15 protein-coding genes are annotated in these 17,209 nt (G+C 68.6%); 9 read left to right on the top strand and 6 right to left on the bottom strand.

All coding sequences use genetic code 11. The features are described from left to right. The first annotated feature begins 79 nt into the window (after nucleotides 1–79). Complete coding sequence (locus D7006_RS11255; RefSeq protein WP_229644456.1) at nucleotides 80–652, top strand: trimeric intracellular cation channel family protein; 573 nt, start codon at nucleotides 80–82, stop codon at nucleotides 650–652. 30 nt (nucleotides 653–682) lie between these two features. On the opposite strand, the gene D7006_RS11260 is transcribed toward D7006_RS11255, so the two are convergent. Continuing rightward, entirely contained in the window at nucleotides 683–1,141 is a 459-nt protein-coding gene (locus D7006_RS11260) for a hypothetical protein (RefSeq protein WP_237356666.1), read from the bottom strand. Nucleotides 1,142–1,234: 93 nt separating this feature from the next. Between D7006_RS11260 and D7006_RS11265 the strand changes: the two genes are divergently transcribed. From D7006_RS11265 to D7006_RS11300, 8 genes are all read left to right on the top strand, one after another. Beyond that, a complete protein-coding gene (locus D7006_RS11265) occupies nucleotides 1,235–2,533 on the top strand; it encodes an NCS2 family permease (protein WP_229644458.1) in 1,299 nt (432 codons plus the stop codon). Between the two features lie 318 nt (nucleotides 2,534–2,851). After that, complete coding sequence (gene secG, locus D7006_RS11270; RefSeq protein WP_169120681.1) at nucleotides 2,852–3,283, top strand: preprotein translocase subunit SecG; 432 nt, start codon at nucleotides 2,852–2,854, stop codon at nucleotides 3,281–3,283. A 117-nt stretch (nucleotides 3,284–3,400) separates the two neighbouring features. Then, on the top strand, nucleotides 3,401–5,029 hold the full coding sequence (locus D7006_RS11275; protein ID WP_024279177.1) for a CTP synthase: 1,629 nt from the start codon (nucleotides 3,401–3,403) through the stop codon (nucleotides 5,027–5,029). A gap of 224 nt (nucleotides 5,030–5,253) precedes the next feature. Continuing rightward, the gene (locus D7006_RS11280) at nucleotides 5,254–6,126 is read left to right on the top strand and encodes a VOC family protein (protein WP_237356667.1); all 873 of its coding nucleotides are present in this window, start codon (nucleotides 5,254–5,256) and stop codon (nucleotides 6,124–6,126) included. A 132-nt stretch (nucleotides 6,127–6,258) separates the two neighbouring features. Beyond that, nucleotides 6,259–6,576, top strand: coding sequence for a quaternary ammonium compound efflux SMR transporter SugE (gene sugE / locus D7006_RS11285; RefSeq protein ID WP_169120677.1), 318 nt, complete (start codon nucleotides 6,259–6,261; stop codon nucleotides 6,574–6,576). Between the two features lie 212 nt (nucleotides 6,577–6,788). After that, nucleotides 6,789–7,655 carry a 3-deoxy-8-phosphooctulonate synthase gene (kdsA, locus tag D7006_RS11290; RefSeq protein WP_237356668.1) on the top strand — a complete coding sequence of 289 codons (867 nt, stop codon included), beginning with the start codon at nucleotides 6,789–6,791 and terminating at the stop codon, nucleotides 7,653–7,655. A 189-nt stretch (nucleotides 7,656–7,844) separates the two neighbouring features. Next, on the top strand, nucleotides 7,845–9,215 hold the full coding sequence (locus D7006_RS11295) for a glutamate--cysteine ligase (RefSeq protein WP_237356669.1): 1,371 nt from the start codon (nucleotides 7,845–7,847) through the stop codon (nucleotides 9,213–9,215). Between the two features lie 206 nt (nucleotides 9,216–9,421). Then, the gene (locus tag D7006_RS11300; protein WP_237356670.1) at nucleotides 9,422–10,348 is read left to right on the top strand and encodes a DMT family transporter; all 927 of its coding nucleotides are present in this window, start codon (nucleotides 9,422–9,424) and stop codon (nucleotides 10,346–10,348) included. 5 nt (nucleotides 10,349–10,353) lie between these two features. Here the strand turns inward: D7006_RS11300 and D7006_RS11305 are convergent, their stop codons facing one another. The 5 genes from D7006_RS11305 to D7006_RS11325 all read right to left on the bottom strand — a co-directional run bounded on the left by D7006_RS11305 (nucleotide 10,354) and on the right by D7006_RS11325 (nucleotide 17,109). Beyond that, nucleotides 10,354–11,553: an amidohydrolase family protein gene (locus tag D7006_RS11305; protein WP_237356671.1), complete on the bottom strand. Its 1,200-nt coding sequence runs from the start codon at nucleotides 11,551–11,553 to the stop codon at nucleotides 10,354–10,356. A gap of 104 nt (nucleotides 11,554–11,657) precedes the next feature. Beyond that, nucleotides 11,658–12,431, bottom strand: coding sequence for a ferredoxin--NADP reductase (locus tag D7006_RS11310; RefSeq protein WP_237356672.1), 774 nt, complete (start codon nucleotides 12,429–12,431; stop codon nucleotides 11,658–11,660). Nucleotides 12,432–12,449: 18 nt separating this feature from the next. Continuing rightward, complete coding sequence (gene fdxA / locus D7006_RS11315) at nucleotides 12,450–12,782, bottom strand: ferredoxin FdxA (protein WP_237356673.1); 333 nt, start codon at nucleotides 12,780–12,782, stop codon at nucleotides 12,450–12,452. A 293-nt stretch (nucleotides 12,783–13,075) separates the two neighbouring features. After that, nucleotides 13,076–16,624, bottom strand: coding sequence for a molybdopterin cofactor-binding domain-containing protein (locus D7006_RS11320; protein ID WP_237356674.1), 3,549 nt, complete (start codon nucleotides 16,622–16,624; stop codon nucleotides 13,076–13,078). After that, nucleotides 16,621–17,109: a (2Fe-2S)-binding protein gene (locus D7006_RS11325; RefSeq protein WP_169120656.1), complete on the bottom strand. Its 489-nt coding sequence runs from the start codon at nucleotides 17,107–17,109 to the stop codon at nucleotides 16,621–16,623. The genes D7006_RS11320 and D7006_RS11325 overlap by 4 nt, the downstream gene beginning before the upstream one ends. Nucleotides 17,110–17,209 lie beyond the last annotated feature (100 nt).

Raw genomic sequence — 17,209 nt, forward strand, 5'->3', positions numbered from 1 at the left:
GGGGCCGATCCTGAATTCGTACATCTCGCCGCAGACCCTGCTCCACATCCTCTATCTCGTCGCCATCGTGGCCGAGGCCATGACGGCGGCGCTCGCCGCCGGGCGGCGGGAGATGGACTGGGTGGGCGTGTTCCTGCTCGGCTGCGTCACCGCGCTCGGCGGCGGCTCGGTGCGGGACGTGCTGCTCGGCAATTACCCGCTGTCATGGGTCGCGCACCCCTCCTACCTAGTAGTCACCGGCGGGGCGGCGCTGGGCACGGTCTTCCTCGCCCGTGTCATGGACCATCTGCGGCAGGTGTTCCTCTTCCTCGACGCCGTGGGCCTTGTGGTGTTCACCGTCATCGGCTGCAACGTGGCCATCGGGCTGGGCCTGCCGGTGATCGTGGTGATCGCGGCGGGCATGATCACCGGCTGCGTCGGCGGCGTGCTGCGGGACGTGCTGTGCAACGAGGTGCCGCTGCTGTTCCGCGCCGAGCTTTATGCCACCGTCTCGATCCTGACGGGGCTGCTCTACGTGGCCGGGCCGCTGGCCGGGCTGCCGCAGCCGCTCACCATGGCCATCGCCATGGCCGCCGGCCTGACCCTCCGCCTGCTGGCGTTGCGGTTCGGCTGGAGCATGCCGAAATTCGTCTACACGAAGGACCTGCATTAGCGCCGCGCGTAGCGGCGCTTTTCGCCCACCTTATTCCACGGCGGGCTGCTCCGGCTCAGGGGGAATAGCAAAGCGTCCCGAATTGCAGCCATCGGTCCAGAAGGTGGGCGGGTCGCTCGAAGGCAAGCTGCGACTGACAGCGAAGCTGTAGGGGCGCTCGTTCGCCCACGCCGCCGCGAGGCCAACACCAGCACCGCAGTTTTCTCCGTTCTCGCCGCCATAGGACATCACCACCACCTCGGCCGGCAATGTCCCCTTGAGTTGTCTGAGGACCTCGAGCCGCGCTTCAATGGTGGGTTCTGGAAGGTCTGGCGATACCGGCGGAAGCTTCCGGACCGAAAGCACACGGCCCGAGAAAACATAGGTGTTCCGCGCGATGATGAGGTCGCGTCGTGCATCCGCATCCTTCGGCAGGATGCACTGGCAGGCGGTGGCAACCGAAGGCGCAAGGAGCAAGCCGGCAATAGCCGCCGCGGTTGCAGGTCTCATCGTGAAATCCTTCCTTTGGCCTTGCCCGCCTCCGACTGGCGCAGCCGCAGAAAGTCGGGGTTTAATGGCATGGGCATGGCAAGGGGGAGTGGGATGCGACGCCTGATCGAGCGCGTCTTCCAGCTGGAAGCGCACGGCACCACCATCCCGACCGAGGTGGTGGCGGGCATCACCACCTTCCTCACCATGGCCTATATCGTGGTGGTGAACCCCCAGATCATGGCGCAGGCCGGCATCGATGCCGGGGCGGCCTTTACCGCCACCTGCCTTTCGGCGGCGTTCGGCTCGGCGATGATGGGCATCATCGCGAACTATCCCATCGCCGTGGCGCCGGCCATGGGCATCAACGCCTATTTCACCTTCACCGTGGTGCTGGGCATGGGCGTGCCGTGGCAGCAGGCGCTGGGGGCGGTGTTCGTCTCCGGCGTGCTGTTTCTCGCGCTCAGCCTGTTCAAGGTGCGGGAATGGCTGCTCAATTCCATTCCCATGTCGCTCAAGCTCGGCATGGGCACGGGCATCGGCCTGTTCCTCGCGCTGCTTGGCCTGAAGGGAATGGGCGTGGTGGTGGCAAGCCCGGTGACTCTGGTGGCGCTCGGCAACCTCGCCGCGCCGCCCACCTTCATCGCCTGCGGCGGCTTCCTGCTCATGAGCGGCCTTGCGGCGCGGGGCGTGCCGGGGGCGATCCTCATCGGCATTGCGGCAGCGACACTGGCCGGCGTGCCGTTCGGCCTCGTCTCCTTCTCCGGCATCGTCTCGGCCCCGCCCTCGCTGGCGCCGACGCTGCTCCAGCTCGACATTGCAGGCGTGCTGCGCCTCTCCATGACGGGGGTGATCGCGGCGCTGTTCCTGCTCGTGCTGCTGGACAATATGGGCACGCTGATCGCCACCCTCTACAAGGGCGGCCTCATGCGGGAGGACGGCTCCGTGCCGCGCCTCGGCCGGGTGTTGATCGCCGATTCGGGCGGCGCCATCGTCGGCTCGGCGCTCGGCACCTCCACGCTCACCTCCTACATCGAAAGCGCCGCCGGCATCGAGGCGGGAGGGCGCACGGGGCTCACCGCCGTGGTGGTGGCGCTCATGTTCCTCGCCTGCCTGCTGTTCGCGCCCCTGGCGCTCGCGGTGCCGGGCTACGCGACGGCGCCGGCGCTGCTGGTGGTCGCCCTCGCCATGATCGGCGCCATGGGCGACCTGCCGTGGGATGACGCCGCCGAAGCCTTCCCCGCTGCCGCGACGGCGCTGGCGGTGGTCTTCACCTTCTCCATCGCCACCGGCATCGGCCTCGGCTTCATCACCTATGTGGCGGTGAACCTCATCGCCGGCCGCTGGCGGCGGATCAGCGGGGCGGTGTGGGTGATCGCGATCGCGTCGGCGGTGTTGCTGGTGATCGAGTAGGGGCGAGAGAGGGAAGGGCGGACCATGACGGGGGAGGGCATCCATCGCCGCGGAGTAGTTGCTATGCTCCTCACCAGAACGGTCCCCGCCCGTGCCGCGACTGCGGCGGCCCGTTGGGTGAAGGCCAATATGCCCAATCTTTCGTCACGCCTGCAGACGCGGCTGATGACGGGAGTCGAGCATATGCAATAGCGGGGCCGGGTTGCGCGCATCGCAGGCATCGCGCCGCTCCCGCTCTTCCCTCCCGGCGTCCGATCGTGTAGGGAACCCGCGACCTGCGCGCCGGGGCACCGCTCTGGCGCGAACGTGATGGATTCCATGCAGACGGTTCTCATCGTAATTCACCTGATGGTGGTGCTCGCCCTGATCGGCGTGGTGCTCATCCAGCGCTCGGAAGGCGGCGGCCTTGGCATCGGCGGGGGCGGCGGCGGTTCGGGCGGCGGCTTCTTCACCGCGCGTGGCACGGCCAACGTGCTCACCCGCGCCACCGCGATTCTCGCGCTGATCTTCTTCATCACCTCCCTGTCGCTGACCATCGTGGCCGGCTGGGGTCGCTCCCCGCGCTCCATCCTGCCGCCGGCGCAGCAGAATCAGGGTGGGCCGCAGGTGCCGCAGAGCGGTGGTTCGATTCTCGACCAGCTGCGCCAGCAGGCTCCGGCTGCTCCGCAGGGTACCGCTGCCCCTCAGGGTGAGGCCGCTCCGGCTGCGCCCGCAGCGCCGTCCGGCCCGCAGGTTCCGCAGTCCAAGTGATCCGTTCCAGGTGATGTCGCGGCTTCGGCCGCGACATTCCTTCTCCACAGGCGAGGCGAGGCCGGACCCGGTTTCGCCCTCGCCGAATCGCGTTTGCACGAGGTAAGGTCGAGGCCCATGGCGCGCTACATCTTCATCACCGGCGGCGTCGTGTCTTCCCTGGGCAAGGGCCTCGCCTCCGCAGCACTCGGCGCTCTTCTCCAGGCGCGCGGATACACTGTCCGCCTTCGCAAGCTCGACCCCTATCTGAACGTCGATCCGGGCACGATGAGCCCGTATCAGCATGGCGAGGTGTTCGTGACCGATGACGGGGCCGAAACGGACCTCGATCTCGGCCACTACGAGCGGTTCACCGGGCATCCGGCGACCAAGCAGGACAACATCACCACCGGCCGCATCTACCAGGACATCCTGGCCAAGGAGCGCCGTGGCGACTATCTCGGCGCCACCATTCAGGTGATTCCCCACGTCACCAACGCGATCAAGGACTTCGTGCTGGAAGGCAACGAAGGCTTCGATTTCGTGCTGATCGAGGTGGGCGGCACGGTGGGCGACATCGAGGGCCTGCCCTTCTTCGAGGCCACCCGACAGCTCAAGAACGAGCTGCCCCGCGGCCACGCCATCTTCATCCACCTCACCCTGATGCCGTACATCCCTTCGGCCGGTGAGCTGAAGACCAAGCCCACGCAGCATTCGGTGAAGGAGCTGCGCTCTATCGGCATCCAGCCCGACATCCTGCTCTGCCGCACCGACCGCGAGATCCCGCGCGAGGAGCGCCGCAAGCTTTCGCTGTTCTGCAATGTGCGCGAGACGGCGGTGATTGAGGCGCGGGACGTGGACAACATCTACGCCGTGCCCTCCGCCTACCACGCGGAAGGCCTCGACAAGGAAGTGCTGGCCGCCTTCAACATCGAGCCGGCCCCCGCGCCGAATCTCAAGCGCTGGACCGACATCGAGACCCGCGTGCGCAACCCCGAGGGCGAGGTCACCATCGCCATCGTCGGCAAGTACACGGGCCTGAAGGACGCCTACAAGTCGCTGATCGAGGCCCTCGCCCACGGTGGCATCGCCAACAAGGTGAAGGTCAATCTCGACTGGATCGAGAGCGAGACCTTCGAGCGCGAGGACCCCGCGCCCTTCCTGGAGCACGTCCACGGCATCCTCGTGCCCGGCGGCTTCGGCCAGCGCGGCGCCGAGGGCAAGATTCGCGCGGCCCAGTTCGCCCGTGAGCGGCAGGTGCCGTATTTCGGCATCTGCTTCGGCATGCAGATGGCGGTGATCGAGGCGGCGCGGAACCTCGCCGGCATCGAGAAGGCCAATTCCACCGAGTTCGGCGCCACCCCCGAGCCCGTGGTGGGCCTGCTCACCGAATGGCTGCGCGGCAACGAGCTGGAGCGGCGCAACGCCGCCGGGGACCTCGGCGGCACCATGCGGCTCGGCGCCTACCATGCGGTGCTGGAGCCCGAGACCAAGGTGGAAGGCGTCTATGGCCGGCGCGACATCTCCGAGCGCCACCGTCACCGCTACGAGGTGAACACCGCCTATCGCGAGCGTCTGGAGCAGCACGGGCTGAAGTTCTCCGGCATGTCGCCGGATGGGCTGCTGCCGGAGATCGTGGAATATCCGGAGCATCCGTGGTTCATCGGCGTGCAGTTCCATCCGGAACTGAAGTCGCGGCCGTTCGAGCCGCACCCGCTGTTCGCCTCCTTCATCCGCGCTGCCAAGGATCAGAGCCGGCTCGTCTGAGCCGTTTCTTTGCAATGGCTTAGGGCGCCGTCCCGGGTTTTCTTCCTCCGGGCGGTAGCCACGTCGCGGCAATTCGCACTAAGCTCCGGCCGGGCCGTCGGGGGGATGCGCCCGCCAACCAGGCGACGCGCGGCCCCTTGCCGTAGCGTTCCTTCCCATGATTCTGCCGTTGCGGAATGCGCGCCCGATGGGGTCGCAGCATCGGCCCGATGAGAGGAGAAGCCATGCGACGCGGCCTCGACCACGTTGTGCACCTCGTCCGCGATCTCGACGCAGCTGGCGAAATCTACGACCTTCTGGGCTTCACCGTGGGTGCCCGCAACCGCCACCCGTGGGGCACGGAAAACCGCATCATCCAGACGCCCGGCTTCTTCATCGAGCTGTTGCAGATCGTCGAGCCGGAGAAGATCCCCGCCGCGCAGGGCGAGGCCTTCTCCTTCGGCGCCTTCAATCAGGATTTCCTCGCCCGCCTCGGGGAGGGCCTCTCCATGCTGGTGCTGGAGGGCTCGGACGCGACGCACGAGAAGGCCGCCTTCGATGCGGACGGCTTCGGCGGGTTCGACATCTTCGATTTCGGCCGCAAGGCGCGCCGGCCGGACGGGCAGGAGGTGGACGTGGGCTTCCGCCTCGCCTTCGCCCGCGATCCCGCGAGCCCGGACTTCGGCGCCTTCACCTGCACCCAGCTCAATCCCGAGAATTTCTGGTCGCCCGACCTCCAGCGCCATTCCAACCAGGTGACGTCTGTCGCCGGCGTGGTTCTGGTGGCCGATGCCCCGGCCGAGCACCAGGCATTTCTTGAGACCTTCTCCGGCTGTTCGGTGCAGCGCGCGCTCGATGCCTGGTATGTGGCGCAGACGCCGCGCGGCTCCATCGACGTGATGTCCCGCGAGATGTTCACCGAGCGCTATGGCGTCCCCGCCCCGGGCGGACCCGGCCTGCGCCTCGCAGCCATCCGCTTTTCCACCCCCGGTGCGCCGGAACTGCGCCGCTCGCTTGCCGCGCGCCGCATGGTGGAAGAGGCCATCGACGGCATCGTCGTCGTGCCGCCGCGTGCCGCTCTGGGGGCCACGCTGGTGTTTGAGCTGACGCCGGCCTGAGGGCATCAGTTTCACTATCAGGAAAATCATATTACATCGGACCGGGCGGAGGCCTCCGCCCCTGGGCACGGACGACCGTGACCCTCCTTTGTCACGCGGCGGGGACGACCCCGCCTCTCGTGGTGTCTGCCCATGGCATGGGTCTATCTGTTCATCGCCGGCCTCACCGAAATCGCGTGGGCCATCGGAATGAAGCAATCGGAAGGGTTTACCCGGCTCTGGCCGAGCCTGTTCACGCTCGGCGCCATCGGGGTGAGCCTGCTGCTTTTGTCACTCGCGCTCCGGGGCATCCCCATCGGCACGGCCTATGCCGTGTGGGCGGGAATCGGCACGGTGGGCACGGCGGTCGCCGGCATCCTGTTCTTCTCCGAATCGACCGACCTGCTGCGCCTCGCTTCCATCGGCCTCATCGCCGCCGGTATCGTCGGCCTCAAGCTGGTCACGCACTGAACGGCCTTCCCGATCGGCCTTTGCGCGGTCCGGCCTGCTCGCAGCGCCGGACCGCGCGCATTCGCGATTTAGCGAAATGGGGAAAATGCTCTATCAAGGGCGCGCTCCGGCCGCGTCGCCCCGCGCAGCGGCCGGAAAGCTGAATTTATTCTGAGGCTTAAGGACGCTTCCGGTCTGCTGGCGGCGTTCCATGAGCCGTTGAGGGATCGCTCATGACCGTCGCACCGCCGCCCGTCGCCCCGCAGAGCATCGTCGAGGCCGGCCCCGTGCGCTTCGGCAACGCCCTGCCTCTGACGCTGATCGCCGGCCCCTGCCAGATGGAAAGCCGCGCCCACGCGCTGGAGGTCGCCGCCGCGCTCAAGGAGATCGCGACGCGCCGCAACATCGGCCTGGTCTTCAAGACCTCCTTCGACAAGGCCAACCGCACCTCGCTCTCGGCCGCCCGCGGCCTCGGGCTCCAGGCGGCGCTGCCGGTGTTCGGCGAGATCAAGGAGAGCCTCGGCCTGCCGGTGCTCACCGACGTGCACGAGATCGACCAGTGCGCCGCCGCAGCCGAGGTGGTGGACGTGCTGCAGATTCCCGCCTTCCTCTGCCGCCAGACCGACCTTCTCGTTGCCGCCGCCCGCACGGGCCGGGTGGTGAACGTGAAGAAGGGCCAGTTCCTCGCACCGTGGGACATGGCGAACGTGGTCAACAAGCTGACCGGCGCCGGCAATGGCCGCGTGCTGGTGACGGAGCGCGGTGTCTCCTTCGGCTACAACACCCTCGTTTCCGACATGCGCGGCCTGCCGATCCTCGCCAAGACCACCGGCGCGCCGGTGGTGTTCGACGCCACCCATTCCGTGCAGCAGCCGGGCGGGCAGGGCACCTCCTCCGGCGGACAGCGCGAATTCGTGCCGGTTCTGGCCCGCGCGGCGGTGGCCGTTGGCGTGGCGGCCGTGTTCATCGAGACCCATCCGGACCCGGACAAGGCGCCCTCCGATGGGCCGAACATGGTGCCGCTGGCGAAGCTGGAGGAGTTGATTACCACCCTTCAGGCCTTCGACGCGGTTGCGAAAGCAAATCCCGTCACCATCTGAGCGGAACCTTGGCCTTCCTTCCGTGCGGTGCGGCGCGCGGACGAGGGCTGGCCCCGCTTGTTCGCCTGTCTGAAGTCCCTGCCGTTCCAGTCCCCGCCTTTCCCGCCCCCGTCGGCCCTGACCCCACGCGCTTGCCTTGACCGAGGTGCCGTGTATGGTCTCGCGCCCCTCCGCTTGAAGAGCTTCCTGATGGCCCGCGACACGCTCGACGCGACCCCGATTTCCGACCGCGGCGAACTCGTCGCCTGGATGGAAGGGGGCTCGAAGCCGGAGCGGTCCTTCCGGATCGGCACGGAGCACGAGAAGATCCCCTTCACCATGGGCCGCCACGAGCCCGTGCCCTATGAGGGGCCGAAGGGTATCCGCAAGCTGCTGGAGGGGATGCGCTCCCTGCTCGGCTGGGAGCCGATCATGGAGGGCGAGACCATCATCGGCCTCGCGGATGTCACCGGCGGCGGGGCCATCTCGCTGGAGCCCGGCGGGCAGTTCGAGCTGTCCGGCGCGCCGCTGCGCACCATCCACGAGACCTGCTCGGAGCTGAACGCGCACCTCGCCCAAGTGCGGGAAGTGGCGACGCCGCTCGGCATCGGCTTCCTCGCCATCGGCATGAGCCCGAAGTGGTCGCGCTCCGAGACGCCGGTGATGCCCAAGGGCCGCTACAAGATCATGTCCAACTACATGCCGAAGGTCGGCACGCTCGGCCTCGACATGATGTTCCGCACCTGCACCGTGCAGGTGAACCTCGACTTCTCCTCCGAAGCCGACATGGTGAAGAAGATGCGCGTGGGCCTGGCGCTTCAGCCGGTGGCCACCGCTCTCTTCGCCAACTCGCCCTTCACCGAAGGCAAGCCCAACGGCTTCCTCTCCTTCCGCTCCGAGATCTGGCGCGACACCGACAATGCACGCTCCGGCATGCTGCCCTTCGCCTTCGAGGAGGGATTCGGCTTCGAGCGCTATGTGGACTACGCCCTCGACGTACCCATGTATTTCGTGAAGCGCGGCGACCATTACGTGGACGTGGCGGGCACCTCGTTCCGCGATCTTCTCGCTGGCCGCAATCCGCTGCTGCCGGGAGAGACGGCGACGCTCTCCGACTGGATCAACCACCTCTCCACCATCTTCCCCGAGGTGCGCCTGAAGCGCTTCCTGGAGATGCGCGGCGCCGACGCCGGCCCCTCCATCAATCTCTGCGCCCTGCCGGCCTTCTGGGTGGGCCTGCTTTATGACCAGCAGAGCCTCGATGCGGCTTGGGATCTGGTGAAGGACTGGACCGCCGAGGAGCGCCAGACGCTGCGGGACGACGTGCCCCGCCTCGCCCTCAAGGCCGAGATCCGCAGCTGGCCGCTGCGCGAGATCGCGCGCGAGGTCCTCAAGCTTTCGCAGGCCGGCCTCAAGCGGCGCGGCTTCCATGACCGGCTGGGGCGCGACGAGACGCGATTCCTGGAGCCGCTGGAACAGGCGGTGCTCACCGGCCGCGCCCCGGCGGAGGAACTGCTGGAGCTGTACCACGGGCCGTGGAACGGTTCGGTGGAGCCGGCGTTCGACGCGCTCGCCTACTGATCCAAGACACCGCCGGCATGCCGGCGACGCACTGCGCGGGGCTGCCATGCGCGTAGGTCATGGCTGGGAATCGTCCAGCGCCGGGCCGCTCAGGCGCTGATCTTCCGCCCCTCGTCGTGGCTCAGCTCAGGCTGGTCGCGCGCCCGCCGCGCGTTGCCGGGGGCAGGGTGACCGCATAGGGTGCACCACCCTCCGGATTCCACTCCATGCATGCCCCACCGCCCCGCACCGACGGACCGCTCGGCCCGCGCGAGCTTCTGCTTTACGCGGTCTGCGTGCTCATTTTCGGCACGGGCTGGCTGCCGCTGAAGCTGCAGCTCGGCGTGGTCGCGCCGGAGGTCTCGGGCGTCTGGCGTTTCGCCGTGGCCGCCTCGGTGATGCTGGGCTTCGTGCTCGTCACGGGCGGGCGGCTCGCCTTCGGCTGGCGCGACCATGTGTTGTTCGCGGGGCTCGGCGCGACGCTGTTCTCGCTCAATTTCGTCAGCTTCTACTATGCCGGCTATCACCTGCCTTCGGGGCTGATGTCCGTCATCTTCGCCCTGTCGGCCATCATCATCCCCGTCCTCTCCGCGCTGTTCCTGCGCGTGCCGCTGCGCCGGCAGATCCTCGGCGGGGCGGTGGCGGGCGTGGTGGGGCTTGCGCTGGTGTTCGGTCCGAGCCTTTTGGAAGGCAAGGGCATCGACGGGGCCGGGGAGGGACTGGCGCTGGGGCTTGCCGGCACCTTCTTCTTCTCGGTCGGCAGCCTGCTCACCGGCGTCGCCGGGCGGCGGCAATATCCCATCGCCTCGCTGACCACCTGGGGCTTCTTCTACGGCATGCTCGTGCTGCTGGGGATCGCCCTGGTGCACGGCGTGCCGTTCCGGTTCGACTGGAGCCCCGTTTATGTGGGCTCCCTCGCCGGCCTCATCATCGTCCAGACGCTGGCGGGCTTTGCCGCCTACAACATGCTGGTGCGGCGCATCGGGGCCAACCGCGCCGGCTACGGCACGGTGGTGTTCCCGCTGGTGGCGCTCGCCATCTCGACCGTGTTCGAGGGCTACCACTGGACGCTGGTGTCCGCCGGCGGCATCGCGCTCGTGCTCGCCGGCGTGCTGCTGGTGCTGCGGCCGAACCCGGCCCCGCCGGTGGTGTGAGGGCGTCAGCCCTTCACGATCACCGGCATGCGCGTGGCGGGCGGTGTGTTGCGCGAGCGCTGGGTGCGGACGATGCCGTCGATGATGGTCATGCACACACCGGGCAGGTCGCCGAGGCGCACGCTGTCCAAGAGCGTGGTGCCGGGCGAGTGCTGCGCCTTGTCCATCAGCACGAAATCCGCCGCGCGACCGATCTCGATCAGGCCGGAATCCAGCGCCCGCATCCGCGCCGTGTTGCCGGTGGCGAGGCAGAAGGCTTCTTCGGCAGGTAGTTCGCCGAGGGAGGAGAGCATGGATACCATGCGCAGGATGCCGAGCGGCTGCACGCCGGAACCGGCAGGCCCGTCCGTGCCGAGGATGACTCGCTGGAGCTCGCCCAGCTCGCGGGCGAGGCGCAGCGTGTAGAGGGCCGAGCGCTCGTTGCCGTTATGAACGATCTCGAGGCCGCGCTTGCAGCCCTCGCAGATACAGCGGATCTGGTTGTCCGGCAGCGCGGTGTGGCCGCCATTGATGTGGCCCACCACGTCCGTGTCCGCCTCCAGCACCACGTCCTTGTCGATGAGGCCGGAGCCGGGGATGGAGGGGCCGCCGGTGTGGATGGTGGACTGGATGCCGTACTTGCGCGCCCATCCCACCATCTTGCGGGCGGTGGGGCCGTCCTTCACGCCTCCTAGGCCGACCTCGCCGAGCAGCTTCACGCCGGCGGCGGCCAGCTCCTTGAAATCGTCCTCCACCATCTCGTTTTCGATGACGGGGGCACCAGCATGGACCTTCACGCCCGAGGGGCGGAAGGCCGAGAAGGCGCGCTGCGCGGTGATGGCGAGGGCCTTCACCCCCACCACGTCGCGGGCGCGGCCGGGATAATGCACCTCGCCGGCCGAGATCATGGTGGTGACGCCGCCATGGAGCGAGGAATCGATCCAGTTGATCTGGCTCTGGCGGGGCGTCCAGTCGCCGGCCACGGGGTGGACGTGGCTGTCGATGAGGCCGGGTGTGAGCGTGGTGCCGTTGGCGTCGATGAGGGTGGTCGCGCCCTCGGTGTCCACGTCCTTCTCGCGGCCGATGGCGGTGATGCGCCCGTCCAGCGCCACCACCGTGTCGGCGTCCAGAATGGGCTTCGCGAGGTCGCCGCTGAGGAGAAGGCCGATGTTGCGGATCACCAGCTTGGTGGGGCCGGCGGGACCCTGGGGCGCGTCGTGGGCCATGCTCTCGTCTCCGGAGGGGGCGCGGCGACGCGCGCCTTTCTGTTTGTAGGCATATGAAGTTTACGCCCGCGCCGGGCCGCTGAAAACCGGGCGCGGGGCGGATTTCACCGCTCAGCGAAAGCCTTTTCGATCACGAAATGCCCCGGCTCGCTGCCCGAGCCCTCGGCGAAGCCGCGGGATTCCAGCAGCGTCTTCAGGTCCACCATCATGGCCGGCGAGCCGCAGATCATCACCCGGTCGGTGGCGGCATCGAGCGGCGGAAGGCCCACGTCCGCGCAGAGCTTGCCGCTGTCCAGCAGGGTGGAGATGCGGCCGGTGTTGCGGAAGGGCTCGCGCGTCACGGTGGGGTAATAGAGCAGCTTGGCCGCGATCTCCTCGCCGAGGAATTCGTGGGCCGGCAACTCCTGCGTGATGAGATCCTCATAGGCGAGGTCCGCCACGTTCCTGCAGCCATGGACCAGCACGACCTTCTCGAAGCGCTCGTAGGTCTCCGGATCGCGGATCACCGAGAGGAAGGGCGCAAGGCCCGTGCCCGTGCCGAGCAGATAGAGGTTCTTGCCGGGCAGCAAATTGTCCATCACCAGCGTGCCGGTGGCCTTGCGGCCGACCGTGATGGCATCGCCCACCTGGATGTGCTGCAGGCGGGAGGTGAGGGGGCCGTTCGGCACCTTGATGGAGAAGAATTCCAGCGTCTCCGCCCAGGCCGGGCTCACCACCGAATAGGCGCGCAGCAGCGGACGGCCGTCCACCTTCAGGCCGATCATGGTGAATTCGCCGGTGCGGAAGCGGAAGCCGGGGTCGCGAGTGGTGGTGAAGCTGAACAGGCGGTCGGTCCAGTGATGGACGCTGAGCACCTGCTCCTCGAAGAAATTGCTCATGGTGGTCTCGGGGAGGTTCTAGAGGCTGGCAGGATCGGCGGAGAGGAGGGCGCGCTTGTCTGGCGTGTCCTTCCAGGCATCGGCATCGGCCGGCGGCGCGCCCTTCTCGGTGATGTTGGGCCACACCGCCGCATATTCGGCATTGAGCGCGGTCCATTCGGCGGCGCGCGGGTCGTTGTCCGGGAAGATGGCCGCCGCCGGGCATTCCGGCTCGCAGACGCCGCAGTCGATGCACTCGTCCGGATGGATCACCAGCATGTTCGCGCCGGCATAGAAGCAATCCACCGGGCACACCGCGACGCAATCCATGTAGGTGCAGCGGATGCAGCCTTCGGTCACCACATAGGCCATGGGAACGTCCTCGGCATATTGTTTGTGTACAAATGAAAATAGAGTCGGGTTGCGAAGACTGTCAACGGCTTGCCGGACGCCGGATGCGGCTCTTTTGGGCAGCGGGGCGGGATATTTTGGGCAGGGCGGGCCGCTCTTCCATTCACCTCCCGTCATCCCCCGGCTTGTCCGGGGGATCCACGGTGTGGCGGGGCCGGCTGCTGGGCATCATGCAGTCGGCAGGCGGCCAAGTGGATGCCCCGGACAAGCCGGGGCATGACGGCAGTGAAAAGCAAAGGCCGGGAGCGTTCGTTTCAATGCGTCGGCGCCGCCCGCAATCTCGCCACCGTCCCCTCAAGTCCCTCCCACGCCGGTGCATCCGGTGCGAATTTGGCGCGCATGTAGCGCACGAGGTCGGCCACCTGCGCGTCATCGAGGCTGTCGCGGAAGGCGGGCATGTCGCCCAGCTCCGGCGCGGCGGGCTTGGGGATGCCTTCGAGGATGACGCGGATGAGATTGTCCGGCCGGGCCGCATGGACATTGGTGTTCAGTGCCAGCGCCGGGCGCGCGCCGAACAGGGTCGGCCCCTCCGGCGCATGGCAGGCGGCGCAGGCGCCGGCGAACAGGCGGCCGCCCACCGTGTCCATGGGGCGGAGTGAGGCTTCGGCCTTTGCCTCCAGCGTCGCCGCCGCCGTGACGGGATCGGCGATGGTGGGGCCGGAGAGCGAGGAGAGATAGACCGCCATGGCGCGCACGTCGGCGTCCGGCACTTCGGACAGCGCATGTACCACCGGCGCCATGGGGCCGGCTGCGGTGCCGTGGAAGCGGGAGAAGCCGGTGCGCAGATAGGTGAAGAGTTCGTCCTCGGTCCAGGGAATGGGCGCCTTCGACAGCTCCGTGAGCGCCGGCGCCTCCCATCCATCGGCAAAGCCGCCGGCAAGATAGGCCGCGCCTGTCTTCTCCGCCCCCAGCGGGTTGCGCGGCGTGTGGCAGGCGCCGCAATGGCCGAGGCCCTCCACGAGGTAGCGCCCCCGGTTCCACTGGGGGGACTGTACAGGCTCCGCCTGAAGCTGGCCGGGGCGATGGAACAGCAGGTTCCAGCCGGCCATCAGCGGGCGGATATTGAAGGGGAAGGTCATGCGGTTGTCGGGCGCCGCCGCCGTCACCGCCTGCTGCGACATGAGGAAGGCGTAGAGCGCCTGCATGTCGGCATCGCTGATGCGGCTGAAGGCGGTGTAGGGGAAGGCCGGGTAGAGGTGCCGCCCGTCGCGCCCGATGCCCTCGCGCATGGCGCGCTCGAAGGCGGCATAGGACCATGCGCCGATGCCTGTCGCCACATCCGGTGTGAGATTGGTGGAATAGACCGTGCCGAAGGGCGTGTGCAGCGGCCGCCCGCCGGCATTGGCGATGCCGCCGTCGGCCGTGTGGCAGACCGCGCAATCGCCCAGTGCCGCCAGCACCTTGCCGCGTGCGATCATGTCGGCGGAGAAGGTTGCGGGGTCGGGCGGGGCGATGGGCGCGATGGCGCCCCGGATCGGCAGCGCCAGCGTCGCCATGCCCAAGGCACCTGCAAGCGCCGCACCCGCCATCGCGAGCCACGGCCTGCGGGTCTTCTCCTTCACCGGGCGGGGCGTGGCCTCGCCGGCGAGGGCCGCGCGTACGCGGTCCGGCGTGAAGGGCGGTTCGCGCAGGCGCACGCCGGTGGCGTCGAAGATGGCATTGGCGATGGCCGCCGCGCTGGGCACCGAGGCGGATTCGCCCGACCCGAGGGGCGGATCATCCGGCCGGGGCATCAGCACCACGTTGATGACCGGCACTTCCGGGAAGGTGAGGATGGGGTAGGCGCCCCATTCTCGGCTGGTGACGGCCTTTTCGTCGAACGTCACCTGCTCCTTCAGCGCGCGGGAGGTGGACTGGATGACGTTGCCGTGGATCTGGTGCTCGATGCCGGCCGGGTTGATCATCAGCCCGGAATCCTGGCCCACGGTGACGCGCTTCACCGCCACGTCGCCGGTCGCGGTGTTCACCTCCACATCGGCCACCCAGGCGGACCATGCGGCGCCGTAGCCGGGGAATTTGGAGTGGACATAGAGGGCATAGGCGAAGCCCTGCCCGCGCACGATGTCGCCCTCCACCACCTCCTGCCGTGGTCCTGTGCGCTTCTGCCAGCCGGCGCGCTCCGCGGTGGCCTTCACGAGGTCCACGGCGCGCGGGTCGTGCAGATGGCGCAGGCGATAATCCACCGGATCGACGCCGGCGGCGGCGGCCAGCTCATCCACATAGCTCTCGTGGGCGAAGCTGTTGGGCAAGGCCGAGACGCCGCGCAGCCAGGAGGCGCGCACGATGGGCGCCACGTCGTCCACCGCCACACGCATCACGTCATAGGCATAGGGCGGGATCGCGGTGCGGTCGCCCATCTCGTAGACGGGATTGTCCGCCGGCACCCGGCCGGTCAGCAGCAGCGCGAGGGTGACGGCGGCGTTGGAGGGGTAGCGGGTGAGGAAATCGTAGAAAGCGGGCGTGCCGTCCGCGTTGATGCCGCCCTTCACCTCCATGAGCTGGCCGGCGCCCTTGGGCTCCCAGGCGTGCTCCTGCTCGCGGGTGAGCTGCACCCGCACCGGCCGGCCCACGGCCCGGGAGAGCAAGGCGGCATCGGCGGCCACGTCGTCCGCACAATTGCGGCCATAGCAGCCCGCCGCCTCGAAGCGGATGATCTCGATGTCCTCCTCGGGCAGCCCGAGCAGCAGGGAGATGTCGGTGCGCAGCCAGTAGGGGTTCTGCGTGCCCGCCCAGATGGTGGCGCTGTCCTCGCGCACGTCGGCGACAGCGCAGGAGGGGCCGATGGAGGCGTGCATCTGGTAGGGCCAGACATAGGTCGCCTCGATCACCTGCGCCGCGTCCGCGCGGGCGGTGTCGAGGTTGCCTTGCTCGTGGAGCAGACGTGTCTTCGCCTTCTCGGCCCCGCGCAGGGCCTCCTCGGTGCGGGAGAGGTCGGGCAGGGCAGGGGTGTCCCGCCAGTCGGCCTTCAGCACGCGGGCGGCCTCGGCGGCCTGTTCCTCGCGCTCGGCGACGACGCCGATGAAGTCGCCCATGGTGACGACCGCCACCACGCCGGGAACATGGGCGACGGAGTGCTCGTCCACCCGGATCAGGCTCTTGCCCACGAACGGGCCGGCATCGATGCCGGCATAAGGCGGGCGCACCACGCGGCCGTGGAGCATGCCCGGCACGCGCACGTCGTGGACATAGGTGAAGGTGCCCGTCGCCTTGGCCGGAATATCCACCCGCGGCACGCGGCGGCCGACGATGCGGTGCTCGCTCGCCGGCTTCACCGCGGTCTCCTGATGGAGCATCAGCCGGTCGGCGCGGCCCTTGAGCAGGTCGGCATAGGAGAGGCCGGTGTTGCGCCCATCCTTTGGACGGACGATGCCCTCCTCCACCTCAAGTTGGTCGACGGGAATGCCCAATGCCTCCGCCGCGAGCGTCACCAGATGGGCGCGGGCCTGCGCCGCCGCGTGGCGCAGCGGGCGGGCGGAGACCTGGATGGAATCGGAGGCGATGGTGCCGCCCTGGTTCGGCGCGACGCCGGTATGGCCGAGCACCATGGTGACGCTATCGAGCGCCACATCCAGCTCCTCGGCGACGATCTGGGCCAGCGCCGTGCGGATGCCGGTGCCGAGGTCCACATGGCCGTTGAAGGCGGTGACGGTGCCGGTGTCGTCCACCAGCAGGAACAGGTCGAGGGCGCCGTCCTTCGGGGCTGCGCTCGGCACGAGGCCGTGCACCACCTGCGCCGGCCGCAGGATGGCGAGATTGCCGGTGGCGGCGAGCAGCGCCGCGGGATCGGGCCGCGGCTCGCTCACGGCTGGGCCTCCACGCTCTCGCTGGAGCCGGCAGCGGCGCGCAGGACGGCGCGCAGGATCTCCACATGCGTCCCGCAACGGCACAGGTTGTAGCGCAGCGCCGCGCGGGCCTCGGCCTCGGTGGGGGAGGGATTGCGCGCGAGGAAAGCGACCGTGGTCATGATCATGCCGTTGAGACAATAGCCGCACTGGGCCGCCTGCTCGGCGATGAAGGCGGCCTGCACCGGGTGCAGGGTGCCCTGCGTCGCGAGCCCCTCCAGCGTCGTCACCGCGCGCCCCTCGGCCGTGCCCAGCGTGGTGACGCAGGAGCGCGTGGCGCGGCCGTCCATCAGCACCGTGCAGGCGCCGCATTCCCCGAGGCCGCAGCCGAACTTGGGGCCGTTCAACCCCAGGTCGTTGCGCAGCACGTAGATCAGCGGCGTCTCGCGCGGCAACGCGAAGGCGTGGGTTTCGCCGTTGACCTGGAGTAGGATGGGGGCGGACATCTCGAAGGAACCGCTCAGCCTTTGCCGCAAGAAACCGGGACCGGGACGGGCCCGCCACAGAGTGGATTGTTTCTATACTAATGATCGAGCGTCAAGCGCG

The sequence above is a fragment of the Xanthobacter sp. YC-JY1 genome, from assembly GCF_021730305.1.
GTDB lineage: Bacteria > Pseudomonadota > Alphaproteobacteria > Rhizobiales > Xanthobacteraceae > Xanthobacter > Xanthobacter flavus.